Origin of the sequence: Pseudoxanthomonas mexicana (assembly GCF_001556105.1) — a bacterium.
Classification (GTDB): Bacteria; Pseudomonadota; Gammaproteobacteria; order Xanthomonadales; family Xanthomonadaceae; genus Pseudoxanthomonas_A; species Pseudoxanthomonas_A mexicana_A.
Map to the genome: position 1 here is coordinate 1 of NZ_LSIF01000042.1, position 24974 is coordinate 24974.

The 24974-nt window shown below is 65.7% G+C and carries 19 protein-coding genes; 7 read left to right on the plus strand and 12 right to left on the minus strand.

All coding sequences use genetic code 11. The features are described from left to right. Nucleotides 1–59 precede the first annotated feature (59 nt). Nucleotides 60–377, minus strand: a complete 318-nt coding sequence (locus AX730_RS07500) for a DUF3817 domain-containing protein (protein ID WP_062354260.1) — start codon at nucleotides 375–377, stop codon at nucleotides 60–62. Between the two features lie 305 nt (nucleotides 378–682). On the opposite strand from AX730_RS07500, the gene AX730_RS07505 reads away from it, so the two are divergent. Then, a complete protein-coding gene (locus AX730_RS07505) occupies nucleotides 683–1744 on the plus strand; it encodes a DNA cytosine methyltransferase (RefSeq protein ID WP_062354263.1) in 1062 nt (353 codons plus the stop codon). On the opposite strand, the gene AX730_RS18440 is transcribed toward AX730_RS07505, so the two are convergent. From AX730_RS18440 to aceE, 6 genes are all read right to left on the minus strand, one after another. After that, a complete protein-coding gene (locus AX730_RS18440; protein ID WP_083537796.1) occupies nucleotides 1737–2153 on the minus strand; it encodes a very short patch repair endonuclease in 417 nt (138 codons plus the stop codon). The genes AX730_RS07505 and AX730_RS18440 overlap by 8 nt on opposite strands. 6 nt (nucleotides 2154–2159) lie before the next feature. Then, a complete protein-coding gene (locus AX730_RS07510; protein ID WP_062354265.1) occupies nucleotides 2160–4181 on the minus strand; it encodes a BbrUII/HgiDII family restriction enzyme in 2022 nt (673 codons plus the stop codon). A gap of 190 nt (nucleotides 4182–4371) precedes the next feature. After that, entirely contained in the window at nucleotides 4372–5466 is a 1095-nt protein-coding gene (locus AX730_RS07515; protein ID WP_062354268.1) for a DNA glycosylase AlkZ-like family protein, read from the minus strand. A gap of 45 nt (nucleotides 5467–5511) precedes the next feature. Continuing rightward, entirely contained in the window at nucleotides 5512–5724 is a 213-nt protein-coding gene (locus AX730_RS07520; protein ID WP_062354271.1) for a type II toxin-antitoxin system HicB family antitoxin, read from the minus strand. A gap of 5 nt (nucleotides 5725–5729) precedes the next feature. Further along, entirely contained in the window at nucleotides 5730–5924 is a 195-nt protein-coding gene (locus tag AX730_RS07525; protein ID WP_062354274.1) for a type II toxin-antitoxin system HicA family toxin, read from the minus strand. 90 nt (nucleotides 5925–6014) lie between these two features. After that, nucleotides 6015–8708, minus strand: coding sequence for a pyruvate dehydrogenase (acetyl-transferring), homodimeric type (aceE, locus tag AX730_RS07530; protein WP_062354275.1), 2694 nt, complete (start codon nucleotides 8706–8708; stop codon nucleotides 6015–6017). Between the two features lie 233 nt (nucleotides 8709–8941). On the opposite strand from aceE, the gene AX730_RS07535 reads away from it, so the two are divergent. From AX730_RS07535 to AX730_RS07550, 4 genes are all read left to right on the plus strand, one after another. Continuing rightward, nucleotides 8942–10972: a SpoIIE family protein phosphatase gene (locus AX730_RS07535; protein WP_062354278.1), complete on the plus strand. Its 2031-nt coding sequence runs from the start codon at nucleotides 8942–8944 to the stop codon at nucleotides 10970–10972. Continuing rightward, nucleotides 10944–11381: an ATP-binding protein gene (locus tag AX730_RS07540; protein ID WP_062354281.1), complete on the plus strand. Its 438-nt coding sequence runs from the start codon at nucleotides 10944–10946 to the stop codon at nucleotides 11379–11381. The genes AX730_RS07535 and AX730_RS07540 overlap by 29 nt, the downstream gene beginning before the upstream one ends. Further along, nucleotides 11378–11761 (plus strand): STAS domain-containing protein, encoded by a 384-nt coding sequence (locus tag AX730_RS07545; RefSeq protein ID WP_062354284.1) that lies wholly within the window; start codon nucleotides 11378–11380, stop codon nucleotides 11759–11761. The genes AX730_RS07540 and AX730_RS07545 overlap by 4 nt, the downstream gene beginning before the upstream one ends. Nucleotides 11762–11872: 111 nt before the next feature. Next, nucleotides 11873–12256: an STAS domain-containing protein gene (locus tag AX730_RS07550; protein ID WP_062354286.1), complete on the plus strand. Its 384-nt coding sequence runs from the start codon at nucleotides 11873–11875 to the stop codon at nucleotides 12254–12256. 145 nt (nucleotides 12257–12401) lie between these two features. Here AX730_RS07550 and AX730_RS07555 read toward each other — a convergent pair whose 3' ends face one another. The 4 genes from AX730_RS07555 to AX730_RS07570 form a co-directional block, all read right to left on the minus strand. Continuing rightward, on the minus strand, nucleotides 12402–14699 hold the full coding sequence (locus tag AX730_RS07555) for an NADP-dependent malic enzyme (RefSeq protein WP_062354289.1): 2298 nt from the start codon (nucleotides 14697–14699) through the stop codon (nucleotides 12402–12404). A gap of 115 nt (nucleotides 14700–14814) precedes the next feature. After that, entirely contained in the window at nucleotides 14815–16107 is a 1293-nt protein-coding gene (locus AX730_RS07560) for a hypothetical protein (protein ID WP_062354292.1), read from the minus strand. A 25-nt stretch (nucleotides 16108–16132) separates the two neighbouring features. Beyond that, entirely contained in the window at nucleotides 16133–19210 is a 3078-nt protein-coding gene (locus AX730_RS07565; RefSeq protein ID WP_062354295.1) for a TonB-dependent receptor domain-containing protein, read from the minus strand. A gap of 38 nt (nucleotides 19211–19248) precedes the next feature. Continuing rightward, nucleotides 19249–20604 carry a dicarboxylate/amino acid:cation symporter gene (locus AX730_RS07570; RefSeq protein WP_062354298.1) on the minus strand — a complete coding sequence of 452 codons (1356 nt, stop codon included), beginning with the start codon at nucleotides 20602–20604 and terminating at the stop codon, nucleotides 19249–19251. A gap of 138 nt (nucleotides 20605–20742) precedes the next feature. Here AX730_RS07570 and AX730_RS07575 point away from each other — a divergent pair, with 138 nt between their 5' ends. Together AX730_RS07575 and AX730_RS07580 are read left to right on the plus strand one after the other, a co-directional pair. Further along, nucleotides 20743–23385 carry a hybrid sensor histidine kinase/response regulator gene (locus AX730_RS07575; protein WP_407071481.1) on the plus strand — a complete coding sequence of 881 codons (2643 nt, stop codon included), beginning with the start codon at nucleotides 20743–20745 and terminating at the stop codon, nucleotides 23383–23385. 21 nt (nucleotides 23386–23406) lie between these two features. After that, a complete protein-coding gene (locus AX730_RS07580; RefSeq protein WP_062354304.1) occupies nucleotides 23407–24321 on the plus strand; it encodes an AEC family transporter in 915 nt (304 codons plus the stop codon). A gap of 1 nt (nucleotide 24322) precedes the next feature. On the opposite strand, the gene AX730_RS07585 is transcribed toward AX730_RS07580, so the two are convergent. Then, nucleotides 24323–24967 (minus strand): response regulator, encoded by a 645-nt coding sequence (locus AX730_RS07585; RefSeq protein WP_062354306.1) that lies wholly within the window; start codon nucleotides 24965–24967, stop codon nucleotides 24323–24325. Nucleotides 24968–24974: the final 7 nt, after the last annotated feature.

Genomic DNA, 24974 nt, shown 5'->3' on the forward strand with positions numbered 1-24974 from the left:
AAAGGCGCTACGCGCAGAGCGGCGACTGAGTGTCTACAGAACTCTGGCCGGTCCAGACATCAGACGCGTGCGCTGAGCAATCCGATCCGGCGGAACCACATCTCCAGCGGCACGGTCACCAGCGGCGGCACGGCGGCGATCACGGCCAGCAGCGTGGCCCACCACGGCCAGCGCAGGCGCAGCGCGGCCAGCACGGTGACGACGACGTAGAACAGGAACGCGCCACCATGCAGCGGCCCGAAGATCTTGACGCCCAGTTCGTTGGCCACCGGCCCGTACTTGAGGAACATGCCGATCAACAGACCGGCCCAGGTGAAGCCTTCCAGGAAGGCCGCGACAGCGAACAGACGCCCGGCGGGCGCGAGGGGACGGGACATGCAGGAACTCCAGTGAGGGATGCCGGATGCGATGGCGGCTGCGGCGCTCGCTGGCGGCTGGATTCTAACGTCTGTTGTATGGGATACGAGCGTTACCAGAAAGAAGACACGCCTTCGTGGAGCCTCCAAGGAGTGTTGTGATAACGCCAGGAGAAGTCCTTCACTTGGATCGGAATTCCGGGCATGTTGGCAGGGCTAAACAGTCCTTATCACGGGTGCACAAAGTCGCTAGAATCCGATGCAACCGCGTAAGTGCGCACCAGTGCGCCTCCACGCTCCATAGACCATAGACGCCTCCTCAATCAATGAAACAGATCCTGCCAGTCGCGTGTGTCGATTTGTTCTGTGGAGCTGGCGGCCTCACCCATGGGCTGCTCAGGAAGGGGATTGAGGTCAAGGCCGGCGTAGACGTAGATCCTGCTTGCCGTTTTGCCTACGAGGCAAACAATAAAGGTGCGAAGTTCCTGGAGCGAGATGTCGAATCTCTGACGATTGAGGAGATTTCTCGCCTCTTCCCGAAGAACAAGTACAGCCTGCTGGCTGGGTGCGCGCCATGTCAGCCGTTCTCGACTTATGCGAAGGGCAAAGATACGAGCGGCGACGCAAAATGGAGCCTGTTGCGCTCGTTCGCCAAGATGGTTCGGAAGGTTCAACCGGACCTAGTGACTATGGAGAACGTACCTCAACTACCCAAGCACGCGATATTTAACGAGTTCCTTAAGGCGTTCGACGGATATGACACCTGGCAAGGGATCGTAGAGTGCGAAGCTTACGGAATTCCGCAGAAACGGCGCCGGCTAGTGTTCTTGGCTTCACGCTTAGGACCCATCTCGCTGATTCCACCAACGCACAAGAATCGGCACCCCACCGTGGCAGATACGATCCGCTACCTGCCCGACATCAACGCTGGGACTGCTCACTGGAACGATCCTCTCCACGTAGCTGCGGGAATGAGCGACCTAAACCTTGAGCGAATTCGCCAGTCGCAGCCGGGTGGGTCTTGGGAGGATTGGGACGAAGAACTAGTGGCGGATTGCCACCGTCGTGATTCCGGCAAGAGCTTCAGTTCGGTTTACGGGCGGATGCGCTGGGATGAGCCAGCCCCGACCATGACCACGCTCTGCTATGGATTCGGCAACGGACGCTTTGGGCACCCGGAGCAGGATCGCGCTATCAGCCTACGTGAAGCCGCGTTGTTTCAGACCTTTCCGAGAAGCTATCGGTTTGTTCCGAAGGGTGAGACCGTGAAATTCAAGACAGTAGGGCGCCTCATCGGAAACGCCGTTCCTGTCAGGCTTGGCGAGGTGATCGCCATGAGCATCAAGAAGCATCTTGAACAAACTGAAACACAAGGCAGAGTCAACTAGGCGGAATCAGTAACCTTCGCAGACGATCAGCCAGCCTCTCCGGCTCACGCGTCTCGCACTCCCAAACCGTCTCGACACTCCAACCAGCCGCACGAAGCTCAGCTTCCTTTCGTGCATCGCGCTCCACATCGCGGGCGAACTTCTCCAACCAGAATTCGACATTGGAGCCTGGCGTACTTGCCAAGCGGCAGCCGTGATGCCTGTGCCAGAAGCAACCGTGCACAAAAAGGCAGAGATGTCGGCTGGGAAACACTAGATCTGGACGGCCAGGCAAATCTCGACGATGAAGCCGATATCGCGCACCAATTGCATGCGCGATACGACGTACAACCATCTCTGCCCCCGTGTCCTTCTGCTTTACGGAGCGCATGATGGAGCTTCTTTTTTCTCTGGCGTCGTCCTCAATCATGTCGGATCAAGTGATGTGCCGAATGATGTCCTCAATGCTAGACACATTCGGGGACTTGTCCAGATACTCCTGATAAGCACGCCTTGCGTTAGTGATCATTCCCTTGTAAGTGAATGCCTGCATATCCTGCTTACGTAGGTCATCCAACGCATCGCCGAAGGAAGTCCTCGGCAACTCCTCGGTCACAAAATAGACATCAATGGGTGGAGTTCTCCCTTGATAGTTTGCGATATCAGGATGATTCCTTAGATACTGAGTGACCGCGGCCTTGTACTTCTTACCTTGCTTGATCAAGTCCTCAACCTCGACAGACTTCAAGCCCGGCCTCTTCAACTCAACTATGACGTGCCGCCCGGTTGAAGTGCGATAAGCAATATCAAGTCGAGCACCAGTTTCACTATCCGGCGCAACTTGCTTCAACTCCTTGGTCAAGGTTTGCTCCATCACCTTACTCTCACCAACGGGCCCCCACGTCGGATCAAGCAACCAAAGATGTTCGAACAAATAGTTCTGAGCCACCTTCTCCAAGGCGCCAGGATCAACGATCTCCTTCTCAAACTTCTCTATAACCTGGAGTCGTGAGCGAGTTATCTGATGATAGTGGCTAGCTTCAATGTCATCCAGATTGTGGAATATTTTCTGGAACTCAACCGACATTACATCCTGGATCTGCTCAAGCCGATCAAGTTGCTTCCTTATCCGAAGCTTCTCAAATCCCACTATCGCACTACGAACCAAATCTCGCTTTATCTCATTGCTTTTCGCTTCATCGTTTGAGTGTTCCGTGGACAGAATTGGAGTGATCAACTTCTTGGCGAGCTTAATGTCCCGGGGATCTTCTAGTGACTTGTACCAAGTCTCCAGAGCAATCTTCGTTTGCTCGTCGTCGCTTTCTACATTCTGTTGCCGCCGCCAGTCGTCCCACTGATCCGATATCTCCCCAAGCGCACTCTTTAGCCATTCCCTGACTGCGGAAACCAGAGGATCTCCGGTCTTCACGGCCTCGCGATTGGCGGTCGCCCTGTCCACACCATCAAGATCAAGAAAATCTGCATGAATCTCCCCAACCAAGTAGCTGTTGAAAATCTTCGCATTGCCTATGTCTTTAAGCATGTCTTCCTGAAAAACGCGACCATTTGCAAACAGCGATATTTGATTGATGTTGTCGTCAGTCTTTTTCAGTTGTTTTGGTTTCGCGACAGTGGCTATGAACCCCCGCAAGTCGTACCCGGAGTTCCCATGTGTAACGAGGCTACTTAGCCTAGCAACGCATGGCTTGCCGACATCATCCTTAGCCAAGGACGTCGCAAGTGGAAGCTGATCTTTCCGAGTCTCATCATCAAGATCCCACCAAAACTGCAAATCACCGTGATAGCCACGGTCCCTGGTGGTCACCTCAGCGCCATTGATAAATACTTTGAAGTTATGTGTATCGCCAACCACACTGAAACGACGGGCAATTCTCGGCCTAAGAAAGGCTTCAGTCTTATCTGTTCCCGAATTCAACTGAGAAAGAAGAATCTTCGTCCCTGTGATTGATTTCCAGTCGTGGCTTTCACTTACAGGCTCAAGTGTGTAGGTGATGTTCTTCCTTATCTGTTCTCGCAACTTGTCCACCAACACCGCGCCAGCGACGTCCTTGTCGCCTTCCTTCTTTGACCAAATGTCAATTCGGTTGGCGAGCGAAAACATAGCGAGCTTGCCGATTCCCTTTCGCCCCATAACCGGACGATCAAACTTAGGGCTCCTACTTCCACCTAGCTGTTCACGCCGAGCGTAGCCGACCTTCAAAAATCTTCCTTGAAGCTCACTACCCCCCATACCATGTCCATCATCCTGCACGACGATCGTTCCATCTTTGATGTTGATGTCCACGCGCGTGGCATCCGCATCCCATGCATTTGCAACGATTTCTGTAACGACAGCAGGAGTGCTGCTGTAAAGCCCGATTCCTAGATGGTTAAGGACATTCAAGTCCACTTCGAGTTTGAATTCAGCATTGCCAGACTCTTCGACCACTGCATTCACTGCGCACCTCCCTTTTGTGCGTTCCTTCCATCGTTAAGGGCCATCTGAGATCGCCCTCTCTAATAGGAAACTAATTCTCGATATCTGACCCTAGCCAGGCCCGCCTTATCACCGTCAATCTTGCGCTGATTGGTCGCACGAACCGAATTTTCCAACAGTCTTAGCCAAGCCTGCGATGGAAGCAACGACATCACCTCTCCAGCCCGAGGAAGACAAGGACACGGCCCAGTTCTTCCTGAAGCGCCACACGAAACGCAGCATCCTTCGGCCCACGCCCACCCACATACCCAAACGTAGACCGCAGCTCCCCCTCAACCACACTCAGATTCGCCCATCCGATCACCCGGTCGCCCCACAGCACCGGTAGCGCGTAATACCCCAGCTTCCGCTTCGGTGCCGGCGTGTACGCCTCGAAGCGGTATGTCCAGCCCCAGAACAACTCGAACCGCCGCCGGTCCCACACCACCGGATCGAACGGCGTCAGCAGGCGCACCTGGTCATCCGGCTTCCAGCGCCGCGAGCGCGGATCCTCGTCCGTCGGCCAGTACCAGTCCACCCCGTCGACCCGCGCCGTGCCCAAGCGCTGGCGCGCACGCTTCAATGCCGCTGCACGCAAGCCGGCCCACTGCGGCACACCGCTACGCAGATACCCGAGCAACTGGCACAGGCTGGCCGCCGGCAACGGAGCGTATTTGTTGACGATGATGTCGAGCAGCGCATCCAGCCGCGCCTCCGCATCGGACGCCGCGACCGGTGTCGCGTCGCCGATGCGCGGCGCATAGACCCGCGTGCCGCCCTCGCGACGCGCGACCCGCAGCAGGCCGCGGTAGTGCATGCCGTCCAGCAACTGCGTGCTCGCGTTCGACGAACCGCCGAACCAGTTGGTCGTCTTGCCATGGCCGAAATGCGCATCCACCTCGCGCGGATGCGCGGTGCCACGCTCAGTGACGAACTCCAGCACCGCACGCGCCTGCTTCCAGCGCGCGGGCGTCCACGCCTCGCGGGCCGTGCGCGGATGCATCAGCTGGTGATGCGCGCGTGGCAGGAAGCCGTAGTTGACGAAGAAGTCTTCTTCCAGCGGCAGGCGTGGATACCGCCGCTCCAGGTCGCCGGCGCGATAGCCGGCGACGCGGTGGCGCAGGGTCAGATCCTGCGCGCGTGCCGGCGCCCGGATCGGGTCCGCCTGCACGAAGCCCAGCCGCTGGATCGCCCGCGGCAGGGTCGTTGGTTTGAACAGGCTGCGGGCGACGGCATAGCGGCGCAGGTGATCCCCCGTCAGCGCCATGCTGTGCGGCCCATGGCCAGTGCGTCCTTCATCGACGCGGCAAGATCATGCCGCTACGTCGATGTATTCCACTTGGCTCGAAGGCGGCGGAATCGCCGCACCATCCTCGCGCAACCCGGCGAGATGAAGGGCGATGGCATCGTGGATCAGGGCTTCCACGTCAGCCTTCGAGGCACCGGTGGCGACACAACCGGGCAGGTCCGGCACATAAGCGGAATAGTTGTTGCCCGCTTGTTCGATGACGATGGCGTAGCGCATGGAAGTCACCTCTTGATCCCGGCCTGTTTCAGAATGCTGCCCAGCGTGCCCGGGGCCACATCATCGCCCGGCTTGCCGGCGACTGTCACCCGGCCCGGAAGCGTCGGGTGTTTGAACTGACGGTGGCTGCCGGTCTGGCCCACTTGCTGCCATCCCGCATCCCTGAGCTGCTGCAACACATCGCGGATCTTCGGCGGCATGTTCGCATTCCTTGCGAAGTGAGCGGATCGTCCTGCTCCGCACGCATCCACTGCGCCCTCTCCCGACTGCGGGAGAGGGCGTATCAACGGTCAGACGGTGACCGGGTTCGCCTTGTCCACGTCGATCTTGTACTGCTTGATCGCGCGGGCGACGTCCTTGCCGGTCATCTTGCCTTCCTTCGCCAGCGCGGCGATGGCCGCGTGGGCGATGTAGTAACGGTCTACCTCGAAGAAGCGACGCAGGTTGATACGCGTGTCGCTGCGACCGAAGCCGTCCGTGCCCAGCACCGTGTACGCCGCCGGCACGAACGCGCGGATCTGGTCCGTGTAGGCGCGCACGTAGTCGGTCGCGGCGATCACCGGACCCTGGCGGCCTTCCAGCAGCTCCGTCACGTACGGCTTGCGCGGCGTCTTCGCTTCCGGGTTCAGACGGTTCCAGCGCTCCGCGTCGAAGCCATCACGACGCAGCTCGTTGAAGCTCGGGCACGACCAGATGTCGGCGGTGACGCCGAAATCCTTGTCCAGCAGTTCGGCCGCCGCGATCGCTTCGCGCAAGATGGTGCCGCTGCCCAGCAGCTGCACGCGCAGCTCGCCCTTCTTCGGCTTGCCGGCGTCGGTCAGCAGGTACATGCCCTTGATGATGCCCTCGGCCGCGCCTTCCGGCATGTCCGGGTGGGTGTAGTTCTCGTTCATCAGGGTGACGTAGTAGTACTCGTCCACCTGCTCCTGCAGCATCTTCTGCATGCCGTGCTGCAGGACCACCGCGACCTCGAAGCCGAAGGTCGGATCGTAGCTGCGCACGTTGGGAATGCTGCCGGCGATGACGTGGCTGAAGCCGTCCTCGTGCTGCAGGCCCTCACCATTGATCGTGGTGCGGCCGGCGGTGCCGCCGAGCAGGAAGCCACGCGTGCGCATGTCGGCCGCCTGCCAGGCGATGTCGCCGATGCGCTGGAAGCCGAACATCGAGTAGTAGATGTAGAACGGCAGCATCGGCACGTTGCTGACCGAATAGCTGGTGCCCGCGGCCATCCACGACGCCATCGCGCCCGGCTCGCTGATGCCCTGCTGCAGCACCTGGCCGGACTGGTCCTCGCGGTAGTACATCAGCTGGTCGGCGTCGACCGGCTTGTACTTCTGGCCGAACGGCGCGTAGATGCCGATCTGGCGGAACAGGCCTTCCATGCCGAACGTGCGCGCCTCGTCGGCGACGATCGGCACCAGGCGCGGACCGACCTGCTTGTCGCGCAGGGCGATGTTCAGGCCCTGCACCAACGCCATGGTGGTGGAGATCTCGCGCTCGCCCGAACTCTTCAGCAGGCGCTCGAACGCTTCCAGCTTCGGCGTCTCGAACGACTCGCTGGCCTTGCGGCGACGCTGCGGCAGGTAACCGCCCAGCGCGGCGCGGCGCGATTTCAGGTACTGGATTTCCGGCGAGTCCTCGCCCGGGTGGTAGAACGGCACCTGTGCCGACTCTTCCAGCTGCTTGTCGGTGACCGGGATGTTGAAGCGGTCGCGGAACGTGCGGATCGCTTCGTCGTCCAGCTTCTTGGTCTGGTGGGTCGGGTTGAGCGATTCGCCCGCCGAACCCATGCCGTAGCCCTTCACCGTCTTGGCCAGGATCACCGTGGGCATGCCCTTGGTGTTCACCGCCTCGTGGTAGGCCGCGTAGACCTTGTGCGGATCGTGGCCGCCGCGGTTGAGGCGCCAGATGTCGTCGTCGGACAGGTTGGCGACCATGGCCGCCGTTTCCGGGTACTTGCCGAAGAAGTTGTCGCGCGTGTACTTGCCGCCGAACGCCTTGCAGTTCTGGTATTCGCCGTCGACGGTTTCCATCATCAGCTTCTTCAACGCGCCGCTGGTGTCGCGGGCGAGGAGCGGATCCCAGTAGCTGCCCCACAGCAGCTTGATGACGTTCCAGCCACCGCCGCGGAACACGCCTTCCAGTTCCTGGATGATCTTGCCGTTGCCGCGCACCGGGCCGTCCAGGCGCTGCAGGTTGCAGTTGACCACGAAGATCAGGTTGTCGAGGCCTTCACGACCGGCCAGCGCGATGGCGCCGAGGGTTTCCGGCTCGTCGCTCTCGCCGTCGCCGATGAAGCACCACACCTTGCGGTCGGACTTCTCGATCAGGCCGCGGTGCTCCAGGTACTTCATGAACTGCGCCTGGTAGATCGCCGCCAGCGGGCCGAGGCCCATCGACACGGTCGGGGTCTGCCAGTAGTCCGGCATCAGCCACGGATGCGGGTAGGACGAAATGCCCTGGCCATCGACTTCCATGCGGAAGTTGTCGAGCTGCTGCTCGTTGATGCGGCCCTCCAGGTACGAGCGGGCGTAGATGCCCGGCGCGCTGTGGCCCTGGATGAACAGCAGGTCGCCCGGATGGCTGTCGGACGGTGCGCGCCAGAAGTGGTTGAAGCCGACGTCGTACAGCGTCGCGCCGGAGGCGAAGCTGGCGATGTGGCCGCCGAGGTCGCCGGGCTTGCGGTTGGCGCGCACGACGGTGGCCATCGCGTTCCAGCGGATGATCGAGCGGATGCGCCATTCCAGCGCAGCGTCACCGGGGCTCTTGGCCTCGTTCTGCGGCGCGATGGTGTTGACGTATTCGGTGGTCGGCGAGAACGGCAGGTAGGCACCGGCGCGGCGGGTGACTTCGACCATGCCTTCGAGCAACTGGTGAGCACGCAGGGCGCCGTTCTTCTCGATCACCGCCTGCATGGAATCGATCCATTCGCGGGATTCCTGCGGATCCGGATCGCTCTGCAACATCTCGTTCAACCAGTTCATTCCCACTCCTGTTGCGCCGCGCGTGGGGCGTGGCGTGCCGTTTCTTGTAGAGCCTTGAAGTGTAACGCACGCACCCCGCGCAGGACCTGGCTACGCAGGCGTATGGAGAGGACATTGCGTGCCTGTCCCGGGACAGTGGCAACACCAAAATCAGACCTTTTGGTTATTGCGATGCAACACATGAAGTGGGCTTATCATCGGCGTCCGGGGGGAACGCGACGATCAGGGTCGGCATGCGCAACGCAGTGCCCAGCAGTGTCGTGCCAGTGAAGGATGCCGCCGGTGCCGCGCACTGGCGCAGCAGCCTGCGCACGCGCATCGCGCTGTGGGCCGGCCTCATCAACGTGGTGTTGCTGTTGCTGCTGGTGCTGGCGACGGCGTGGTTCGCGCGCCGCATGATCCTGGAGGATGCGCGCCGCGACACCCACGCGACCACGCAGGAAGCGGCGCATCGGCTCGACGGTGCGCTGCACGTGGTGACGATCACGACCCACGGTATTTCCGACCTGGTCGGCAGCGCGCAGCTGTCGCCGGACGAACTGGTCGCCACGCTGCGCGCGATGGTGAAGGCCACGCCCGGCTGCGCCGGCGGGCTGCTGGTGCTGGAACCGCGCGAACGCGGCGATGCGCCGTTCGCGCGCTACGTCGCCGCGGCCGGCAACGACCGCGATTTCGTCGCCGATGGCTATCCGTTCCGCGACCAGGGCTGGTACCAGCGCACCGTGGCCTCGCCCGGCGGCTGGTGGTCCGAGCCCTACCTCAACCAGACCGCCGGCGGCGTGTGGATGGTCACCTATAACATGCCGCTGCGCGAACCCGGCCGCGGCGCCCGCACCCGCGGCATGGTCAGCCTGGACCTGCCGCTGGCCAACATGACCGACCCGGTCGATTCGCTGGCGCACCTGCCCGGTTGGCGGGTCACGCTGGTGGCCCCGGGCGGCACGCTGGCGTTGAATCCCGAGGTCGGCATCGAACAACGGGAAACGCTGGACGAGTACATCGTCCGCGCCGGTCGCACCGACCTGCGCCAGGCCGCGCAGGCCGTGCGCATGCGCCAGCCGTTGCAGTACGTGCACGCGGACGCGGTCAGCGGCGAGCGCCGCTACACCGTGGTCGAGCCGATCGGCGACAGCGGCTGGAGCCTGCTGGTCGCGCAATCCTATGACCTGATCACCGAGCGCCTGGCCAGCGCACTGTGGATGCTGGTCGCGATCGGCACCCTGCTCGCCCTCGTCTGCATGCTGGTGGTGCGCAAACTGGCACGCCATGTCAGCCAGCCGGTGGAAGGCCTGTCATTGGCCGCGGCGCGACTGGGCCACGGCGACTACGACATGCCCGTGCCCCACGTGCACCGGCGTGACGAGGTCGGCCAGATGGCACGCACGCTGGAACATGCGCGCGGTTCGATCCGCCAGCAGCTGCGCGAGATCGAGGACATGACCGCGGCACGCCAGAAGCTGGAGAGCGAGCTGTCGATCGCGCGCGAGATCCAGCAGGCGATGTTGCCGCCCGGCCTGATGATCGACCGCGAGCACGCGCACCTGGAAGCCTACGCACGGCTGGAGCCCGCGAAGGCCGTGGGTGGCGATTTCTACTGCTTCATCCAGACCGATCCCGACTGCCTGTGGTTCGCCATCGGCGACGTGTCCGACAAGGGCGTGCCGGCGGCGCTGTTCATGGCGCGCACGGTCACCGTGCTGGAAGTGGCGGCCAGCGCCCACCCGTCGCCGGAGCGCGTGCTGGCCGAGGCGTCGCGACGGCTGGTGCAGGGCAACGATGCCTGCATGTTCGCCACCGTGTTGTGCGGGCGCGTGGATGTGCGCAGTGGCGCCTGCGTACTGGCCAGCGCCGGGCACGATGCACCGCTGCTTTTGCATGCCGACGGTCGCCACGAGGAACTTCCGGTGCAGCCCGGACCGCCGCTGGGCTTCGAGGTGGGCGAGGCCTTCCCGCTGTGGTCGGGGCAGTTGCCTGCGGGCGCGACGCTGCTCGCCTGGACCGATGGCATCACCGAGGCGTTCGACCGCGACAACCACGCGTTCGGTGCGGAGCGCATTCCCGAAGCCCTGCAGCCGGGCGCGACCGCGCGCGAACAATGCGAAACGCTGATCGCACGGGTTCACGCATTTACCGATCCGGCGCCGCAATCGGACGACATCACGGCCCTCGCCATCCGCCGCCGGCTGGACAGTACCCCCGCTTCCCCCGAAGCTCCGCCAACCCAGGAGACCGCACATGCAGATGCGACTGTTCATCCCGCGTGAGCACGCCCGCGTGGACGACCTCAATGCCTCGCTGGAGGCCGTGCTGGCCAACAACGGCGTCAGCCGCGCGATCCAGGGCGATGTCCGGCTGATCGTCGAGGAACTGGCCGGCAACGCCATCGAACATGGCGACGTGGCGCGCATCGATGCCGAGGAGCACGAACTGTGCGTGGACATCGCCATCCGCGACCACCTGCTGACGCTGGAATTCCGCGAGAGCGGCGCGCCGTTCAATCCGCTGGAACAGCCGTCCCCGGACCTGGACGCCGACATCCTGGACCGACCGACGGGCGGCCTGGGCCTGCATCTGGTGCGCCAGGTGGCCGAAATGGCCGTCTATCAGCGAATGGGTAACTACAACGTCCTGCGCCTGTCCCTGCGCATACCCACCGAGGAGACCCCCACATGAGCCTGGACATCGAGCTGTCCCCCCCGGGCAAAGGCAGCCAGCGCGTGGCGGTCCGCGGGCGCCTGGACACCCATACCTACGAAGACCTGGACGAAGCGCTCGCACCGCTGCTCACGCGCCAACTGCATTCGCTGGTGCTGGACCTGTCGGGGCTGGAGTACATCAGCAGCGCCGGCATCCGTTCCATCTTCAAGTCGCGCAAGGCGCTGGCGCCGCACGGCGGCAAGGTCCTGCTGGTCAATCCGCAGCCGCAGATCCAGAAGGTGCTGGACATGGTCAAGGCGGTGCCGTTGAACGAGATCTTCTCGTCCACGGCCGAGGCGGATGCCTATCTGGACCTGATGCAGCGGAAAGTCATCGACGCCAGCGACGACGACTGACGCGCCTCCGTCTGGTCGCACTATCGCCTCACATTTGATTTACGATCCAGCGTCCCGTCCCTGCCTCCCCGGGCTCCCCCACCCGGCAGATCCGCTACACCGAGATGCCCGATGACACTGGAGATTGAGGTCTACCCGCCGGTCAACGGCAACCAGTACGTGCTGCTGTCCGGCCGGCTGGACACGCAGAGCCACGCGCAGCTCGACGATGCGCTGGCGCCGATGCTGGCCGCACGCCCGCAGGCGCTGGTGCTGGACCTCGCACACCTGGACTACATCAGCAGCGCCGGCGTGCGCAGCATCCTCAAGGCACGCAAGGCGCTGGCCCCGCATGAAGGCCGCCTGCTGGTGGTGCACCCGCAGGAACAGATCCGCAAGGTCATCGAGATCGTGCAGGCCGTACCGATGGACGAGATCTTCGAATCCAGCGCCGACGCCGACGCCTACCTCGACGCGTTGCAACGACGGATCCTCGACGGTGAGGAAGAGAGTTGATCGGAAATGACGTGGGAGCGACGTCAGTCGCGATGAAGCGTTACCGGTACCCCATCGCGACTGACGTCGCTCCCACAACCACCGATCTCCTGGCAAAGAAAACGCCCCATGCAGGGGCGTTTTCTTTTTCCTCATGCCGGACCGCTCAACCCGGCCCGTTGCGCTCGGCTTCGCGCTGCAAACGGATCTGCGCGTCGACCGCGGCGATGGCGGTCATGTTGATCACCCGGCGCGGCGTGGCACTGGTGGTCAGGATGTGCACCGGCCTGGAGATGCCCATCAGGATCGGGCCGATCGCCACCCCATCGGTGACCACGCGCACCATGTTGTAGGCGATATTGGCGGCATCGAGGTTCGGCAGCACGAACAGGTTCGCGCGGCCGCTCAGCGTGCTGCCCGGCATGATGCGGTTGCGCAGCACTTCATCCCATGCGGTGTCGCCCTGCATCTCGCCATCGACGTTGAGGTCGGGCTTGCGCTTGAGCAACAGCTCACGCACCTTGCGCATCTTCAGCGAACCCGGCGTCTCGTGGCTGCCGAAGTTGGAGTGCGACAGCAACGCGATGCGCGGCTCGATGCCGAACAGCTTCAGTCGGTAGGCCGCCTGCAGCGTGGCTTCGGCGATCTGCTCGGCGCTGGGATCGTCCTGCACGTGCGTGTCGAGGAAGAAGTAGGCGCCCTGGTTGTTGATCACGCCGGTCATCGCCGAGGTCGACTGCACGCCCGGGTCCAGCGGGATCATGCTGCGCACGTAGCCCAGCTTCTTGTGGAAGCGTCCGACGATGCCGGTGATCATCGCGTCGGCTTCGCCGCGCGCCACCATCACCGCGGCGATCAGCGTGGGCCGCGAGCGCATCAGGTTCTTCGCTGCCGACGGCGTCACGCCACGGCGCGAGGTCAGTGCGTGGTAGTGCTGCCAGTAGTCGTTGAAGCGCGGGTCGTCGTCCTGGTTGGTCACCTCGAAGTCGACGCCGGCACGCATGCGCAGGCTCAGGCGCTGGATGCGCGCGTCGATCACGTCCGGACGGCCGATCAGGATGGGGAACGCCAGGCCTTCGTCGATCACCGTCTGCACCGCGCGCAGTACGGTCTCTTCCTCGCCCTCGGCATAGACGACGCGCTTCTTGTCGGCGCGCGCGCGGTCGTAGACCGGCTTCATCATCAGGCTGGTGCGGTAGACGAACTGGCCCAGCTTCTCGCGGTACGCCCACATGTCGGCGATCGGGCGCAGCGCCACGCCGGAATCCATCGCCGCCTGCGCCACCGCCGCCGCCACTTCCACCAGCAGGCGCGGGTCGAACGGTCGCGGGATCAGGTATTCGGGGCCGAAGCACGGCACATCGTCGCCATAGGCGCTGCCGAGGTCGGATGCCTCGCGCCGCGCCAGGTTGGCGATGGCGTGCACGCAGGCGACCTTCATCGCTTCGTTGATGACGGTCGCGCCGACATCCAGTGCGCCACGGAAGATGTAGGGAAAGCAGAGCGCGTTGTTGACCTGGTTCGGGTAGTCGCTGCGGCCGGTGCCGATGATCACGTCCGGACGCACGGCCTTCGCATCGGCGGGCAGGATTTCAGGGTTCGGATTGGCCAGCGCCAGGATGACGGGCGTGGCCGCCATCGTCGCCACCATCTCCGGCTTCAGGATGCCGCCCGCCGACAGGCCCAGGAAGATGTCGGCCCCTTCGACGATCTCGGCCAGCGTGCGCTTGCCGGTCTCGCGTGCGTAACGCGCCTTGTCGGGGTCCAGGTTCGGGCGACCGGTGTAGATGACGCCATCGCGGTCGAAGGCGAGGATGTTCTCCGGCTTCAGGCCCAGCGCGACCAGCATGTCCAGGCAAGCGATGCCGGCGGCGCCGGCGCCGCTGGTGGCCAGCTTCACGTCTTCGATCTTCTTGCCGATCACTTCCAGCGCATTGACCACCGCTGCGCCGACGATGATCGCCGTGCCGTGCTGGTCGTCGTGGAAGACCGGGATCTTCATCCGCTCGCGCAGCTTGCGCTCGACGATGAAGCATTCCGGCGCCTTGATGTCTTCCAGGTTGATGCCGCCGAAGGTCGGTTCCAGCGAGGCGATGATGTCGACCAGCTTGTCCGGATCGGTCTCGTCGATCTCGATGTCGAACACGTCGATGCCGGCGAACTTCTGGAACAGCACGCCCTTGCCTTCCATCACCGGCTTGCCGGCCAGCGCGCCGATGTTGCCCAGCCCGAGCACGGCGGTGCCGTTGGTGACCACGGCGACGAGGTTGCCGCGCGCGGTGAGCTCGCTGGCGGCATTCGGATCTTCGACGATCGCCTCGCAGGCGTAGGCCACGCCGGGCGAGTAGGCCAGTGCGAGATCACGCTGGGTCAGCATCGGCTTGGTCGGCGCGACCTTGATCTTGCCGGGCGGAGACAGGCGGTGGTATTCCAGCGCGGCCTGTTTGAAATCGTCGTTCGTCATTGCGGAAACGGTGCCTGTGGTGAAGGCGGGGGAGTGGCGATTCTACCCCTTCCCTGCCGGGGCCGGACTTGGCCGATTGCGGCGCTGCGTCACGCCATGCAGGCGCGATGCAGGCTCAGCGTGCGATGAAGCGGCAGTCGTCGCGCCGGCGCGACACATGGCCGCAGGTGGCCTGGAAGGCCTCGGGTGCAGGACGCGCGCCGGTATCCAGCCACTGCTCGAGCACCCGCAATGCGCTGACGTATGTCGCATCCCGCAAGCGGCTGTGGTCGCTCTCGTCCGTGAGCGCCTGCAGCAGCAGATCGCTGCGCCCCGCCGCGTTCACGGTGGCCGCGTAGATCGCCTCGGCTTCGTACGATACGGTCGGATCGTGGCGCGCATGCACGGTGACGGTGGGCCGCACGATCAGCCCGGACAGGTCGGCATCGTAGGCGAGCATGGCGACGGCGGCAGGATCGGCATGGAAGCGTTCGATGCCGGCGTTGAGCGCGGCGTCATCGCGCGAGCCGCGATACTGCGTCTTCGCGTTGTCGAACGGATTGCGACCGCCGAGCCGCTTCTGCACCATGTCCTGGAAATGGAACGTGCCCCAGGCGAGGTGCGCGACGAGCTGCTTCTCGGCCACGCCGGTGACCGCGAGGATGTCGCGCAGCGTCGTCGCCTGCGCCTGCGTGCGCTCGGCCACGGGCCGGTCCACACCGGTGCAGGCATCGACGCGCTTGCGCAGGTCGTCCCGCGTCATCTTCGCGCCGGCAGGTAGCCCTCGCCATACCGGATACTGCGCTTCATCGGCGGCGGGATGGTTGCGGCAGTAGTACTGGTAGACCGCGCGCAGGTCGGCGCGGAAGCCGTAGCCGCGCGTGCCGCCGGTCAGCAGGCCGTTGGTGGTCAGCACGCCGTCGTAGGTGGCGCGACCATCGATGTCGAGTGCGTACAGTTCGGCCGCTTTCGCCGCGACGTTGCCGCCCCACGACTGGCCATGCAGCAGCGTGCGCTCCGGACGGCCCCAGCGCGACCAGAACACGCGGCGACTGACATCCACGTCCGCCGCCGCCATGCGCACGCCGTAACCGCCGCGGCGGTAGGTGCTGCCGATCCATGCGTAGCCGGTGCGCACCATCGCCGCGAAGCGATCCAGGTCTTCCGCCGAATCGCCCGCCTCCGGCGCACCCAGCCGCGGGCCGCCGTGCGCATGCACGATGAGCCGGCGGTTCCACGTGCGCGGCATCGCCACCAGCAGCCAGGCCCCGTTCGCATCGCGGGCCTCATGGCAGTCGACCTGCGCGCCGACCGAGTCGGGACAGGCGACCGGTGCGAAGGCTACGTCGCTGTCGGCATCGGCAGCACCGGCGGGCAGTGCGGCCGTGCCGAGCACGGCGAGCGCGGTGGCGATCCAGCGGCGGCTCATCGTTCGCATCGTGCCCGCATCCTCCTCAGAACGACCGGCTGATATTGACGTACCAGTAGCGACCCCATGGCGTCTGCAACGAGCCGCGGTAGCCGCCGTCGGCCAGCGACGGACCTTCGTTCGTCAAGTCGCGCACGCCCAGGCGCACCACCGTGCTATCGGGGAAACGGTACTGGCCGTACAGGTTGTGGGTCAGGCGCTGGTCGACCACCCATGGATCACCCGAGAGGCCCAGCAGTTGCGGCTGTTCGAAGGAGCTCATGTACTGCGCCGAATAGCCCACGCGCCACGCCGCCTTGTTCCACGTCAGCGAACCGCTCGCGCGCCATTCCGGACGGCCGTTCTGGCCGATCAGCTGGGTGGAGTCGGGCAGCGGCGTCAGCGGATCGATGGTGCCTGCGGCGCGCGCGGCGTACAGCGCGTTGACGATGTCGCCCGGATCGCGGGTGAATTCCAGCAGGCGGGTGGCGTTGAGGTTCACCGAGAACGAACCGAAGCGCGTGCGCCGCAACGACCAGTCCATGCCGAAGTCCAGGCCTCCGGCGGTCTGCGGCTGCAGGTTGATGAAGCGGTCGTTGATCGCCGTGACCTGGCCGACCGGCGCGATGCCGGTGCCGGCGAAGAAGTCGATGTCCTCCTGCGTCGGCGCCGCACGCACGACCAGCGGATTGCTGCCGCCGTCGACACGGCCGAGATAGTCCAGCGTCAGCGCGGTCTGGGCACCGAGCAGGCCGACGATCTGCTCCTGCTTGATCTTCCAGCGGTCGACGGTGAAGGTGAAGCTGCCGAAGCGCTCCGGAACGAACGTCGGCTGGAACACCACGCCGAACGAGGTGTTGGTGCTCTCCTCCGGCGCGAGGTCCGGATTGCCTGCCACCAGCAGCGACGCGCCGGCGGTGTTCTGTCCGCACGCGCTGAACGAGGCGATGCGGCCGGCACGCAGGTCGGCTTCGCAGCGGATGTGGTCCATGCCACTGGCCAGGCGCGCGTACTGCGTCGCGTTGGTCTGCTCCAGGTTCGGCGCACGGAAGCCTTCCGAGTACGAGCCTCGCACGCGTACGCCGTCCACCAGGTCCCACGCCAGCGCCACCTTGGGCTTGGCGACGGAGCCGAAATCGGAATAGTGCTCGTAGCGGCCGGCCAACTGCATGTCGAGGCGGTGCACCAGCGGGATGCCCATGTCTTCCGACACCAGCGGCACCGCGAATTCGACATAGGCCGAACCGACGTTGCGCGAGCCGCGCGTGTCCGGGTTCGGACTCACGGCGGACACGTTGCTGAGGTTGGTCTCGCCGGTGACCATGTCGGTGAACGTGTAGGTGCCGTCGAGGTTGGCATCGCGGTCATCGCGCTGCGTCTCGCGACGCGCTTCCGCACCGAAGGCCATGCCGACACTGCCGGCCGGCAGCGAGAACAGGTCGCCGCGGCTCATCTTGAAGTCCGCCATCGTCAGCGTGGTACGCGACTCGCGCACCAGGTCGAACACGATGCCGTCGATCGCCGCCTGCGAACTCGGCGAGCAGTCGCCGTAGGTCGGCGTGGACACGCAGCCGCCGCTGAACGGGTTGTAGGCGTCCGGCGTGGCGAGGGCCAGCTGCTGCTGCAGCTTCGTCATGTTGATATTGGGCGAACGATCCTCGGCCTCGGCTTCGGAGTACAGCAGCGCGGTCTCCCAGTTCCAGCCGTTCCATTCGCCGCGCAGGCCGGCGAGGAAACGGGCCTGGTAGTTCTCCACGCGCACACGCTGGAAGCCGGTGTCGACGTAGCGGTAGTTGCTCATCTGCACCGGCAGGCCGGCGGCGGAGACGCCGGTCAGACCCGGCAGGCGGTTCGGATTCGGCGAGCCATCGGGCAGCGTGGCGGCGCCGAACGGATTCCAATAGTTGCTGGCGGGAATCCACAGGCTGTTGAGGTTGACCACCGGCGGCTGCGTGGCTTCGCTGACCGCGCGGTAGAAGCCGACTTCGCCGAAGGCCTCGACGCTGTCGCTGAGGTCGTGGTGGCCGGTCAGGAACAGGTTGATGCGTTCCACCGACGGCCGCACGCTGGTGCCGTTCCGCGTGTCGTAGCGCATCTCACGGTTGGTGGTGTTGAAGTTGTGGTTGCCGCTGGCCAGGCAGAGATCGTTGCCCAGGCTGACGCCGCAGCCGAAGCTCGACGGCTGCACGCGGAACGCGCCGGCGGTGTTCGTCACCGCGGTGCCGTTGGAGCGGATCACCGCGCGCGGCCCCACGGTCAGGCGTGCCCACGGCGTATGCGACGAACGCCCGTCCAGCGAGGCCAACCCGGCGAAGTCCGGGTAGTCCGCGAACAGCGCGCGCAGGTCGTCGGTCGCGGTGTAGTCCTGGTCCGACGCCATCAGCTCGGAGCGGTCGACGTAGTTCAGGAACGCAGAGACGTTGCCGCGATCGTAGTTGTGGCCGGCGAACAGGTTCACTTCGAACTCGTTCATGCCGGTGCCTTCGGCGCCGCCGTAGCGCGTGCTGGCGCTGACGCCGTCGAAATCACTCTGCAGCACCGTATTCACGACGCCGGCCACCGCGTCGGCGCCGTAGATCGCGGCCGCGCCGTCGAGCAGGATTTCCATGCGGTCCAGGCCGGAGACCGGGATCGCATTGGAGTTGAAGCTCTGCACCGGCACCGTGCCGGTATCGGACGTGCCCTGGCTGGTCGGGTGCTGCACCAGCCGGCGCCCGTTGAGCAGCACCAGCGTGTTGCCGACGCCGAGCGAACGCAGGTTGACCGAGTTGACGTCGCCACGCGCCGCGTTGCTGGTCTGCGGATTGTTCGACGCATCGAACAGCACGTCGCCCATCTGCGGAATGGTGCGCATCAGCTCGTCGCCCGAGATTGCGCCCGCAGCGTCGATCTGCTCCGCGCCCACCACCATCACCGGCAAGGCATCGGTGGTCGACGCGCCCTGGATGTGCGAACCCACCACGGTCACCTTGTCGAGCGTGGTCGGCTCCTCGATGGGCGCCGGCGGCGGTGCCGGCGCGGCCGGTGGCGTGGTGTCCTGTGCCGTGGCGGCATGGATCACCGCCAGCAAGGCCAGGGTCAGGCTGCTCCGCAACGGTGCGGTGCGTCGGTTCCAGGTATACATCGTTCAGTCCCTCCTCTGAAGACGTGGTGCGGCCAGCGTCAGTCGGCCGTGAGTCGTGTCGGGTCGCCCGGGCCTGCGGCCGGATCGGGCGCGGCCGCGATCGGCGCGGACGGTCCGCCCAGCGCGCGCGCCAGCGCATCGCGGTCGAGCGCGTTCTCCCAGCGCGCGACCACCAGCGTGGCCACGGCGTTGCCGGTGAAATTGGTCAGCGAGCGGCACTCGCTCATGAAGCGGTCGATGCCGAGGATCAGCGCCATGCCGGCGACCGGCACTTCCGGAACGACGGCGAGCGTGGCGGCCAGCGTGATGAAGCCGGCGCCGGTGACGCCGGCGGCGCCCTTCGAGCTCAGCATCGCCACCAGCAGCAGCATGATCTGGTGACCGAGGCTCAACTCGGTATTGGTGGCCTGCGCGATGAACAGCGCGGCCAGCGTCATGTAGATGTTGGTGCCATCGAGGTTGAACGAGTAGCCCGTCGGCACGACCAGGCCGACCACCGACTTCGATGCGCCGGCGCGCTCCATCTTCTCCATCAGCGACGGCAGCGCGGACTCGGACGACGACGTGCCCAGCACCAGCAGCAGCTCGGCCTTGAGGTAGCGGATCAGGCGGAAGATCGAGAACCCGCACCACCACGACACCAGCCCGAGGACGACGACCACGAACAGCAGCGAGGTCAGGTAGAACGAACCGACCAGCCACGCGAGGTTGACCAGCATGCCGACGCCGTACTTGCCGATGGTGAACGCGATGGCGCCGAACGCACCGATCGGCGCGGCGCGCATCAGGATGTGCACCAGGCGGAACACCGGCGTGGTCAGCGCCTCCAGCAGGTTCAGCACCGGCCGGCCCTTCTCGCCGACCAGCGCCAGCGACAGGCCGAACAGCACCGCCACGAACAGCACCTGCAGGATGTTGTCGCCCACCAGCGGGCTGACCAGCGTCTTCGGGATGATGTCCATCAGGAAGCCGACCAGCGACAGCTCGTGCGACTTCTGCACGTAGTCCTGCACCGCCGACTGGTCCAGGTCGGCCGGATTGATGTTCATGCCGGCGCCCGGCTGCACCACGTGCGCCACGACCATGCCGATGACCAGCGCCAGCGTGGAGAAGAACATGAAGTACGCCATCGCCTTGGCGAACACGCGGCCCACCGTGCGCAGGTGGGTCATGCCGGCGATGCCGGTGACGATGGTCAGGAAGATCACCGGCGCGATGATCATCTTCACCAGCTTGATGAAGGCATCGCCCAGCGGCTTCATCGATTCGGCCAGCGCCGGCTCGAAATGGCCCAGCGTGGCGCCCAGCACGATGGCCACGATCACCTGGACGTACAGCTGCCTGTACAGCGGCTGCTTCGGCGGCGGCACGAAGGGGGTATCGGCCAGATGCATGGGGAAACTCCGAACGGATGGCGACGCCACCCGGATCGGCGGCCGGCATGTTGTACCCCCGCTTCGCCGCCGCACCGATAACCTATTGGTACTAGCCCGCCCCGATGCTGCGCCGCACCCGTACACTGCGGCCCCATGCTGCGCACCCGCCGCCTCCGTCAGACCCTGCTGGTCCTGCTGTCGATCCTTGGCGGTGCGGCGCTGGTGATGACGCTGGCCTACCACTGGGCAGGCGCGCGTGCGCAGCGCGCGGAAACGGCGCAGCTGGAACGCCAGCTCGACCTGCACGCGCAAGCGTTGCAGCAGCGCATCGACCGCTACCGTACCCTGCCGCAGGTGCTGGCGCAGGACCCCGACCTGCGCGCTGCGCTGCTCGCGCCGGTGGGCGATGCGCGCCGCAACGCGCTCAACCAGCGCCTGGAGGACGCCAACAGCGTGACCCGCTCGTCGACGCTGACGCTGATCGACCGCCATGGCATCGCACTGGCCGCGAGCAACTGGCGCGAACCGACCAGCAACGTCGGCGAGGACTACAGCTTCCGCCCCTACGTGAAGCAGGCCCTGCGCGATGGCCAGGGGCAGTTCTACGGCATCGGCCTGACCACCGGAGAGCCGGGCTATTTCCTCTCGCAGGCGATCACCGGCGACGGCGGCGCGGTCATCGGGCTGATCGTCATCAAGATCGAGCTGGACGCCTTGGAACAGGAGTGGCTGCAGACGCCGGACATCGTGCTGGTCAGCGACGCGCACGGGGTGATCTTCCTCGCCAGCCAGGATGCCTGGCGCTACCGCACGCTGCGGGCGCTGACCGGCGCCGACCGCCGCGAGCTGGATGCCACCCGCCAGTACGCGCGGCAGACGCTGCGTCCGCTGCAGTGGCAGGACCTGTCGGCCCCGGGCGACGGCGCGCGGCGCGTGCAGCTGCGCGACCCGACGCTGCCCGCACCGGTGCTGTGGCAGTCGATGGCCCTTCCAGAGGAAGCCTGGCAGCTGCACCTGCTGCACGACGCCTCGGCCATCACCGCGGCCGGCCGCACCGCCGCCATCGCCGCCGGTGGCGGCTGGCTGGCGTTGTCATTCCTCGCGCTGTTCATGCAGCAACGCCGTCGCATTGCGCTACTGCAGCGGCGCAGCCGCGAGGAACTGGAGGCCGTGCTGCAGCAGCATGCGAAGGAACTGCGCACCGCGCAGGACGGCATCGTGGAAGCCGCGCGCTCGGCCGACGCCGGCCTCAGCCGCAGCCTCGAACACCTGCCGCAGGGCGTGGTCATCATCGACGCCGACCTGCGTCTGGTGGCGTGGAATTCGCGCTACCTGGACCTGTTCCGCTTCCCGCCGGACCTGATCCACGTCGGCCGGCCGATCGAGGACGTGTTCCGCCACAACGCGCGCCGCGGATTGCTGGGTGCGGGCCCGGTGGAAGACGCGATCCAGCGTCGGCTCGAGCACCTGCGCAGCGGCAAGCCGCATATGCGCGAAAGCGAGAAGGACGATGGCGTGGTGCTGGAGATCCGCGGCAATCCGCTGCCGGACGGCGGCTTCGTCACCAGCTACGCCGACATCACCAGCTACAAGCACGCCGCGCGCGACCTGCGCTCACTGGCCGACGCGCTGGAACACCGCGTGGAAGAGCGTACCCGCGCGCTGGCCGACGCCACCCAGGCGGCGGAGAACGCCAACCGCTACAAGACGCGCTTCGTCGCCTCCGCCGTGCACGACCTGCTGCAACCGCTGAACGCCGCGCGCATGTTCGTCTCCGCGCTGCGCGGCCGCCTGCACGAGGACGACGCGCAGCGCATCGCCGACCATGTCGACAACGCGCTGACCGCGCAGGACGCGATCCTCAACAGCCTGCTCGACATCGCACGGCTGGAATCCGGTGCGCTGCCCACGCGCGTGCGCGACTTCGCGCTGGCGCCGCTGCTGGAGGCGCTGGCGCGCGAGTTCGGCATGGTCGCGGCGGAACGCGGACTGGTGCTGGACAGCGTGCGCACGCGCGTGATCGTCCGCAGCGACGAAGCGCTGCTGCGGCGCATCCTGCAGAACTTCCTGTCCAATGCGATCCGCTACACGCCGCGCGGACGCGTGTTGCTCGGCGTGCGCCGCACCGGCGACGGCGTGCGCATCGAAGTGCACGACCAGGGACCGGGCATCCCGGAGAGCCTGCAGGCGGAGATCTTCGAGGAGTTCCGCCGGCTCAACGACGGCGTCGTCAACGACCGCGGCGCCGGCCTGGGACTGGCGATCGTGGAACGCATCGGCCGCCTGCTCGGGCATCGCATCGGCCTGCGTTCGCAGCTGGGGTGCGGCAGCGTGTTCTGGGTCGAGCTGCCGCGCGGTGTCGCCGATGCGGTGGTCGCCGACAGTGCGCCGATGATGGCCGACATCGACGACGGCTCGCCGCTGCGTGGGCGTCGCGTGTGGTGCGTGGACGACGACCCGCGCGTCTGCGAAGCCACACGCGCGCTGCTGCAGCGCTGGGACTGCGACGTCGGCCTGGCCGCCGGCCCGACCGATGCCCTGGCGACCGCGACGACGGACGCAGCACCCGACCTGCTGTTGCTCGATGTGCGGCTGGGCGACACCGATGGGCCTTCGCTGTATGGCCTCCTGTGCGAGCGCTGGGGCAGCGCGCCGCCGGTGATCCTGGTCACCGCCGAGCGCGACGAGGCGTTGCGGGCACTCGCGCTGGAGAACGGCTGGGGCTTCCTCGCCAAGCCGGTGAAACCCGCGGCGCTGCGCGCGCTGATGACCCAACTCCACGTGCGCCGCGCGCGCTGAGGATCGATCAATGGCCCTGCGATGCTGACCTACGTCATTCCCGTCCTCGCCATCGTGCTGCTGGGCGCCCTGCTGCGAAGGATGCGCCGCGTGCCCGATGGCCTGTTCCAGGCGATGGAGTGGTTCTCCTTCTACGTCGCCTTCCCTGCGCTGCTGTTCGTCGGCGCCGCACGCCTGAAACTGTCCGCCACCGATGCGCTGGACCTGGCGCTGGCCTCGCTGCTGCCCACGCTGCTGCTGACCGGCGTGGTGCTGCTGGCGTTGCGGTTCGCGCCGCGCCTGCCCGATCCCAGCCGCTCGTCGGTGGTGCAGGGCGCGGTGCGGCCGAGCAGCTATTTCGGGCTGGCGGTGGCGGCGTTGCTGTTCCCGCCCGAGACCACCGCGATGGTGATGCTGGCGCTGGCGATCTGCCTGCCGGTGGTCAACGTCATCGCCGTGGTCGCGCTGGCGGTGTGGGGCAGCGGCGACGCCAGCGCGCGCGGCATCGCGCTGGCGCTGGCGCGCAACCCGATCATCCTGGCGACGCTGGCCGGCCTGCTCTACAACCTCAGCGGCCTGCCGCTGCCGGTGGCGCTGGCCGCCACGCTCGACATCCTCGCCGACGCCGCCCTGGCGCTGGGCCTACTGTGCGTGGGCGGCGGCCTGCAGTTCAACCGCGACCATGTGCGCCCGCTGCTGCTCGGCGCGACGTCCGCGCTGAAGCTACTCGCCTTGCCGTTGCTCGCGGTGCTCGTCTGCCGCTGGCTGGGCGCGAGCGAGGCGGTGACGGTGGCGGCCTGCTTCTACGCCTCGCTGCCCACCGCGTCCAACGCCTACATCATGGCGCGGCAGATGGGCGGCGATGCGCCGCTGATGGCGTCGCTGGTGACGTGGCAGACGCTGCTCGCCGCCGCGACGGTGCCGCTGGTCATGCAGCTGCCCGCCTGGCTGGGCTGAGTCACTCGACCGGCGAGCCTTCCGGTTCCAGCGACTTCACCAGCACCGCCGCCTGCGTGCGGCTGTGGCATTCCAGCTTCTTCAGGATCGCGGTGACGTGCACCTTCACCGTGTTCTCGGCCAGGCCGAGTTCGTGCGCGATCTGCTTGTTGAGCAGGCCGTCGGCCAGGCACAGCAGCACGCGGAACTGCTGCGGCGTCAGCTGCGCCAGGCGCGACGCCAGCGCGGCGTCCTGTTCCGAGCGTTCGACCGTCAGCGGCGGGAACCACGCACCGCCGTCCAGCACCGCGGTCACCGCCTCGCCGATGGTCTCGGCCGGCGACGACTTGGGAATGAACCCGGCCGCGCCGAACTGCTGCGCGCGGCGGATCACCCGCGGATGCTCGTTCGACGAGATCACCACCACCGGCACCTCCGGATGCTCGCCGCGCACATGCAGCAGCGCCGAGAAGCCGTGCGCCCCCGGCATGGTCAGGTCCAGCAGCACCAGGTCGGTGTCCGGCCGCGCATCCAGCGCCTGGCCCAGGCTGGCCGCGCTGGCGACCTCGGCCACGGTGGCGCCGGGCAGCGCCCCGCGCAGCGCATGGGTCACCGCGGTGCGGAACAGCGGATGGTCGTCGGCGACGAGGATGGCGGGCGAACTCATGGCACCA

Excerpts from the sequence above, each read along its gene's own strand:
- AX730_RS07500 (WP_062354260.1), bottom strand. The coding sequence starts at position 377 with ATGTCCCGTCCCCTCGCGCCCGCCGGGCGTCTGTTCGCTGTCGCGGCC.
- AX730_RS07505 (WP_062354263.1), top strand. The coding sequence starts at position 683 with ATGAAACAGATCCTGCCAGTCGCGTGTGTCGATTTGTTCTGTGGAGCT.
- AX730_RS18440 (WP_083537796.1), bottom strand. The coding sequence starts at position 2,153 with ATGATTGAGGACGACGCCAGAGAAAAAAGAAGCTCCATCATGCGCTCC.
- AX730_RS07515 (WP_062354268.1), bottom strand. The coding sequence starts at position 5,466 with ATGGCGCTGACGGGGGATCACCTGCGCCGCTATGCCGTCGCCCGCAGC.
- AX730_RS07520 (WP_062354271.1), bottom strand. The coding sequence starts at position 5,724 with ATGCGCTACGCCATCGTCATCGAACAAGCGGGCAACAACTATTCCGCT.
- AX730_RS07525 (WP_062354274.1), bottom strand. The coding sequence starts at position 5,924 with ATGCCGCCGAAGATCCGCGATGTGTTGCAGCAGCTCAGGGATGCGGGA.
- aceE (WP_062354275.1), bottom strand. The coding sequence starts at position 8,708 with ATGAACTGGTTGAACGAGATGTTGCAGAGCGATCCGGATCCGCAGGAA.
- AX730_RS07535 (WP_062354278.1), top strand. The coding sequence starts at position 8,942 with ATGCGCAACGCAGTGCCCAGCAGTGTCGTGCCAGTGAAGGATGCCGCC.
- AX730_RS07540 (WP_062354281.1), top strand. The coding sequence starts at position 10,944 with ATGCAGATGCGACTGTTCATCCCGCGTGAGCACGCCCGCGTGGACGAC.
- AX730_RS07545 (WP_062354284.1), top strand. The coding sequence starts at position 11,378 with ATGAGCCTGGACATCGAGCTGTCCCCCCCGGGCAAAGGCAGCCAGCGC.
- AX730_RS07550 (WP_062354286.1), top strand. The coding sequence starts at position 11,873 with ATGACACTGGAGATTGAGGTCTACCCGCCGGTCAACGGCAACCAGTAC.
- AX730_RS07555 (WP_062354289.1), bottom strand. The coding sequence starts at position 14,699 with ATGACGAACGACGATTTCAAACAGGCCGCGCTGGAATACCACCGCCTG.
- AX730_RS07560 (WP_062354292.1), bottom strand. The coding sequence starts at position 16,107 with ATGAGCCGCCGCTGGATCGCCACCGCGCTCGCCGTGCTCGGCACGGCC.
- AX730_RS07565 (WP_062354295.1), bottom strand. The coding sequence starts at position 19,210 with ATGTATACCTGGAACCGACGCACCGCACCGTTGCGGAGCAGCCTGACC.
- AX730_RS07570 (WP_062354298.1), bottom strand. The coding sequence starts at position 20,604 with ATGCATCTGGCCGATACCCCCTTCGTGCCGCCGCCGAAGCAGCCGCTG.
- AX730_RS07580 (WP_062354304.1), top strand. The coding sequence starts at position 23,407 with ATGCTGACCTACGTCATTCCCGTCCTCGCCATCGTGCTGCTGGGCGCC.
- AX730_RS07585 (WP_062354306.1), bottom strand. The coding sequence starts at position 24,967 with ATGAGTTCGCCCGCCATCCTCGTCGCCGACGACCATCCGCTGTTCCGC.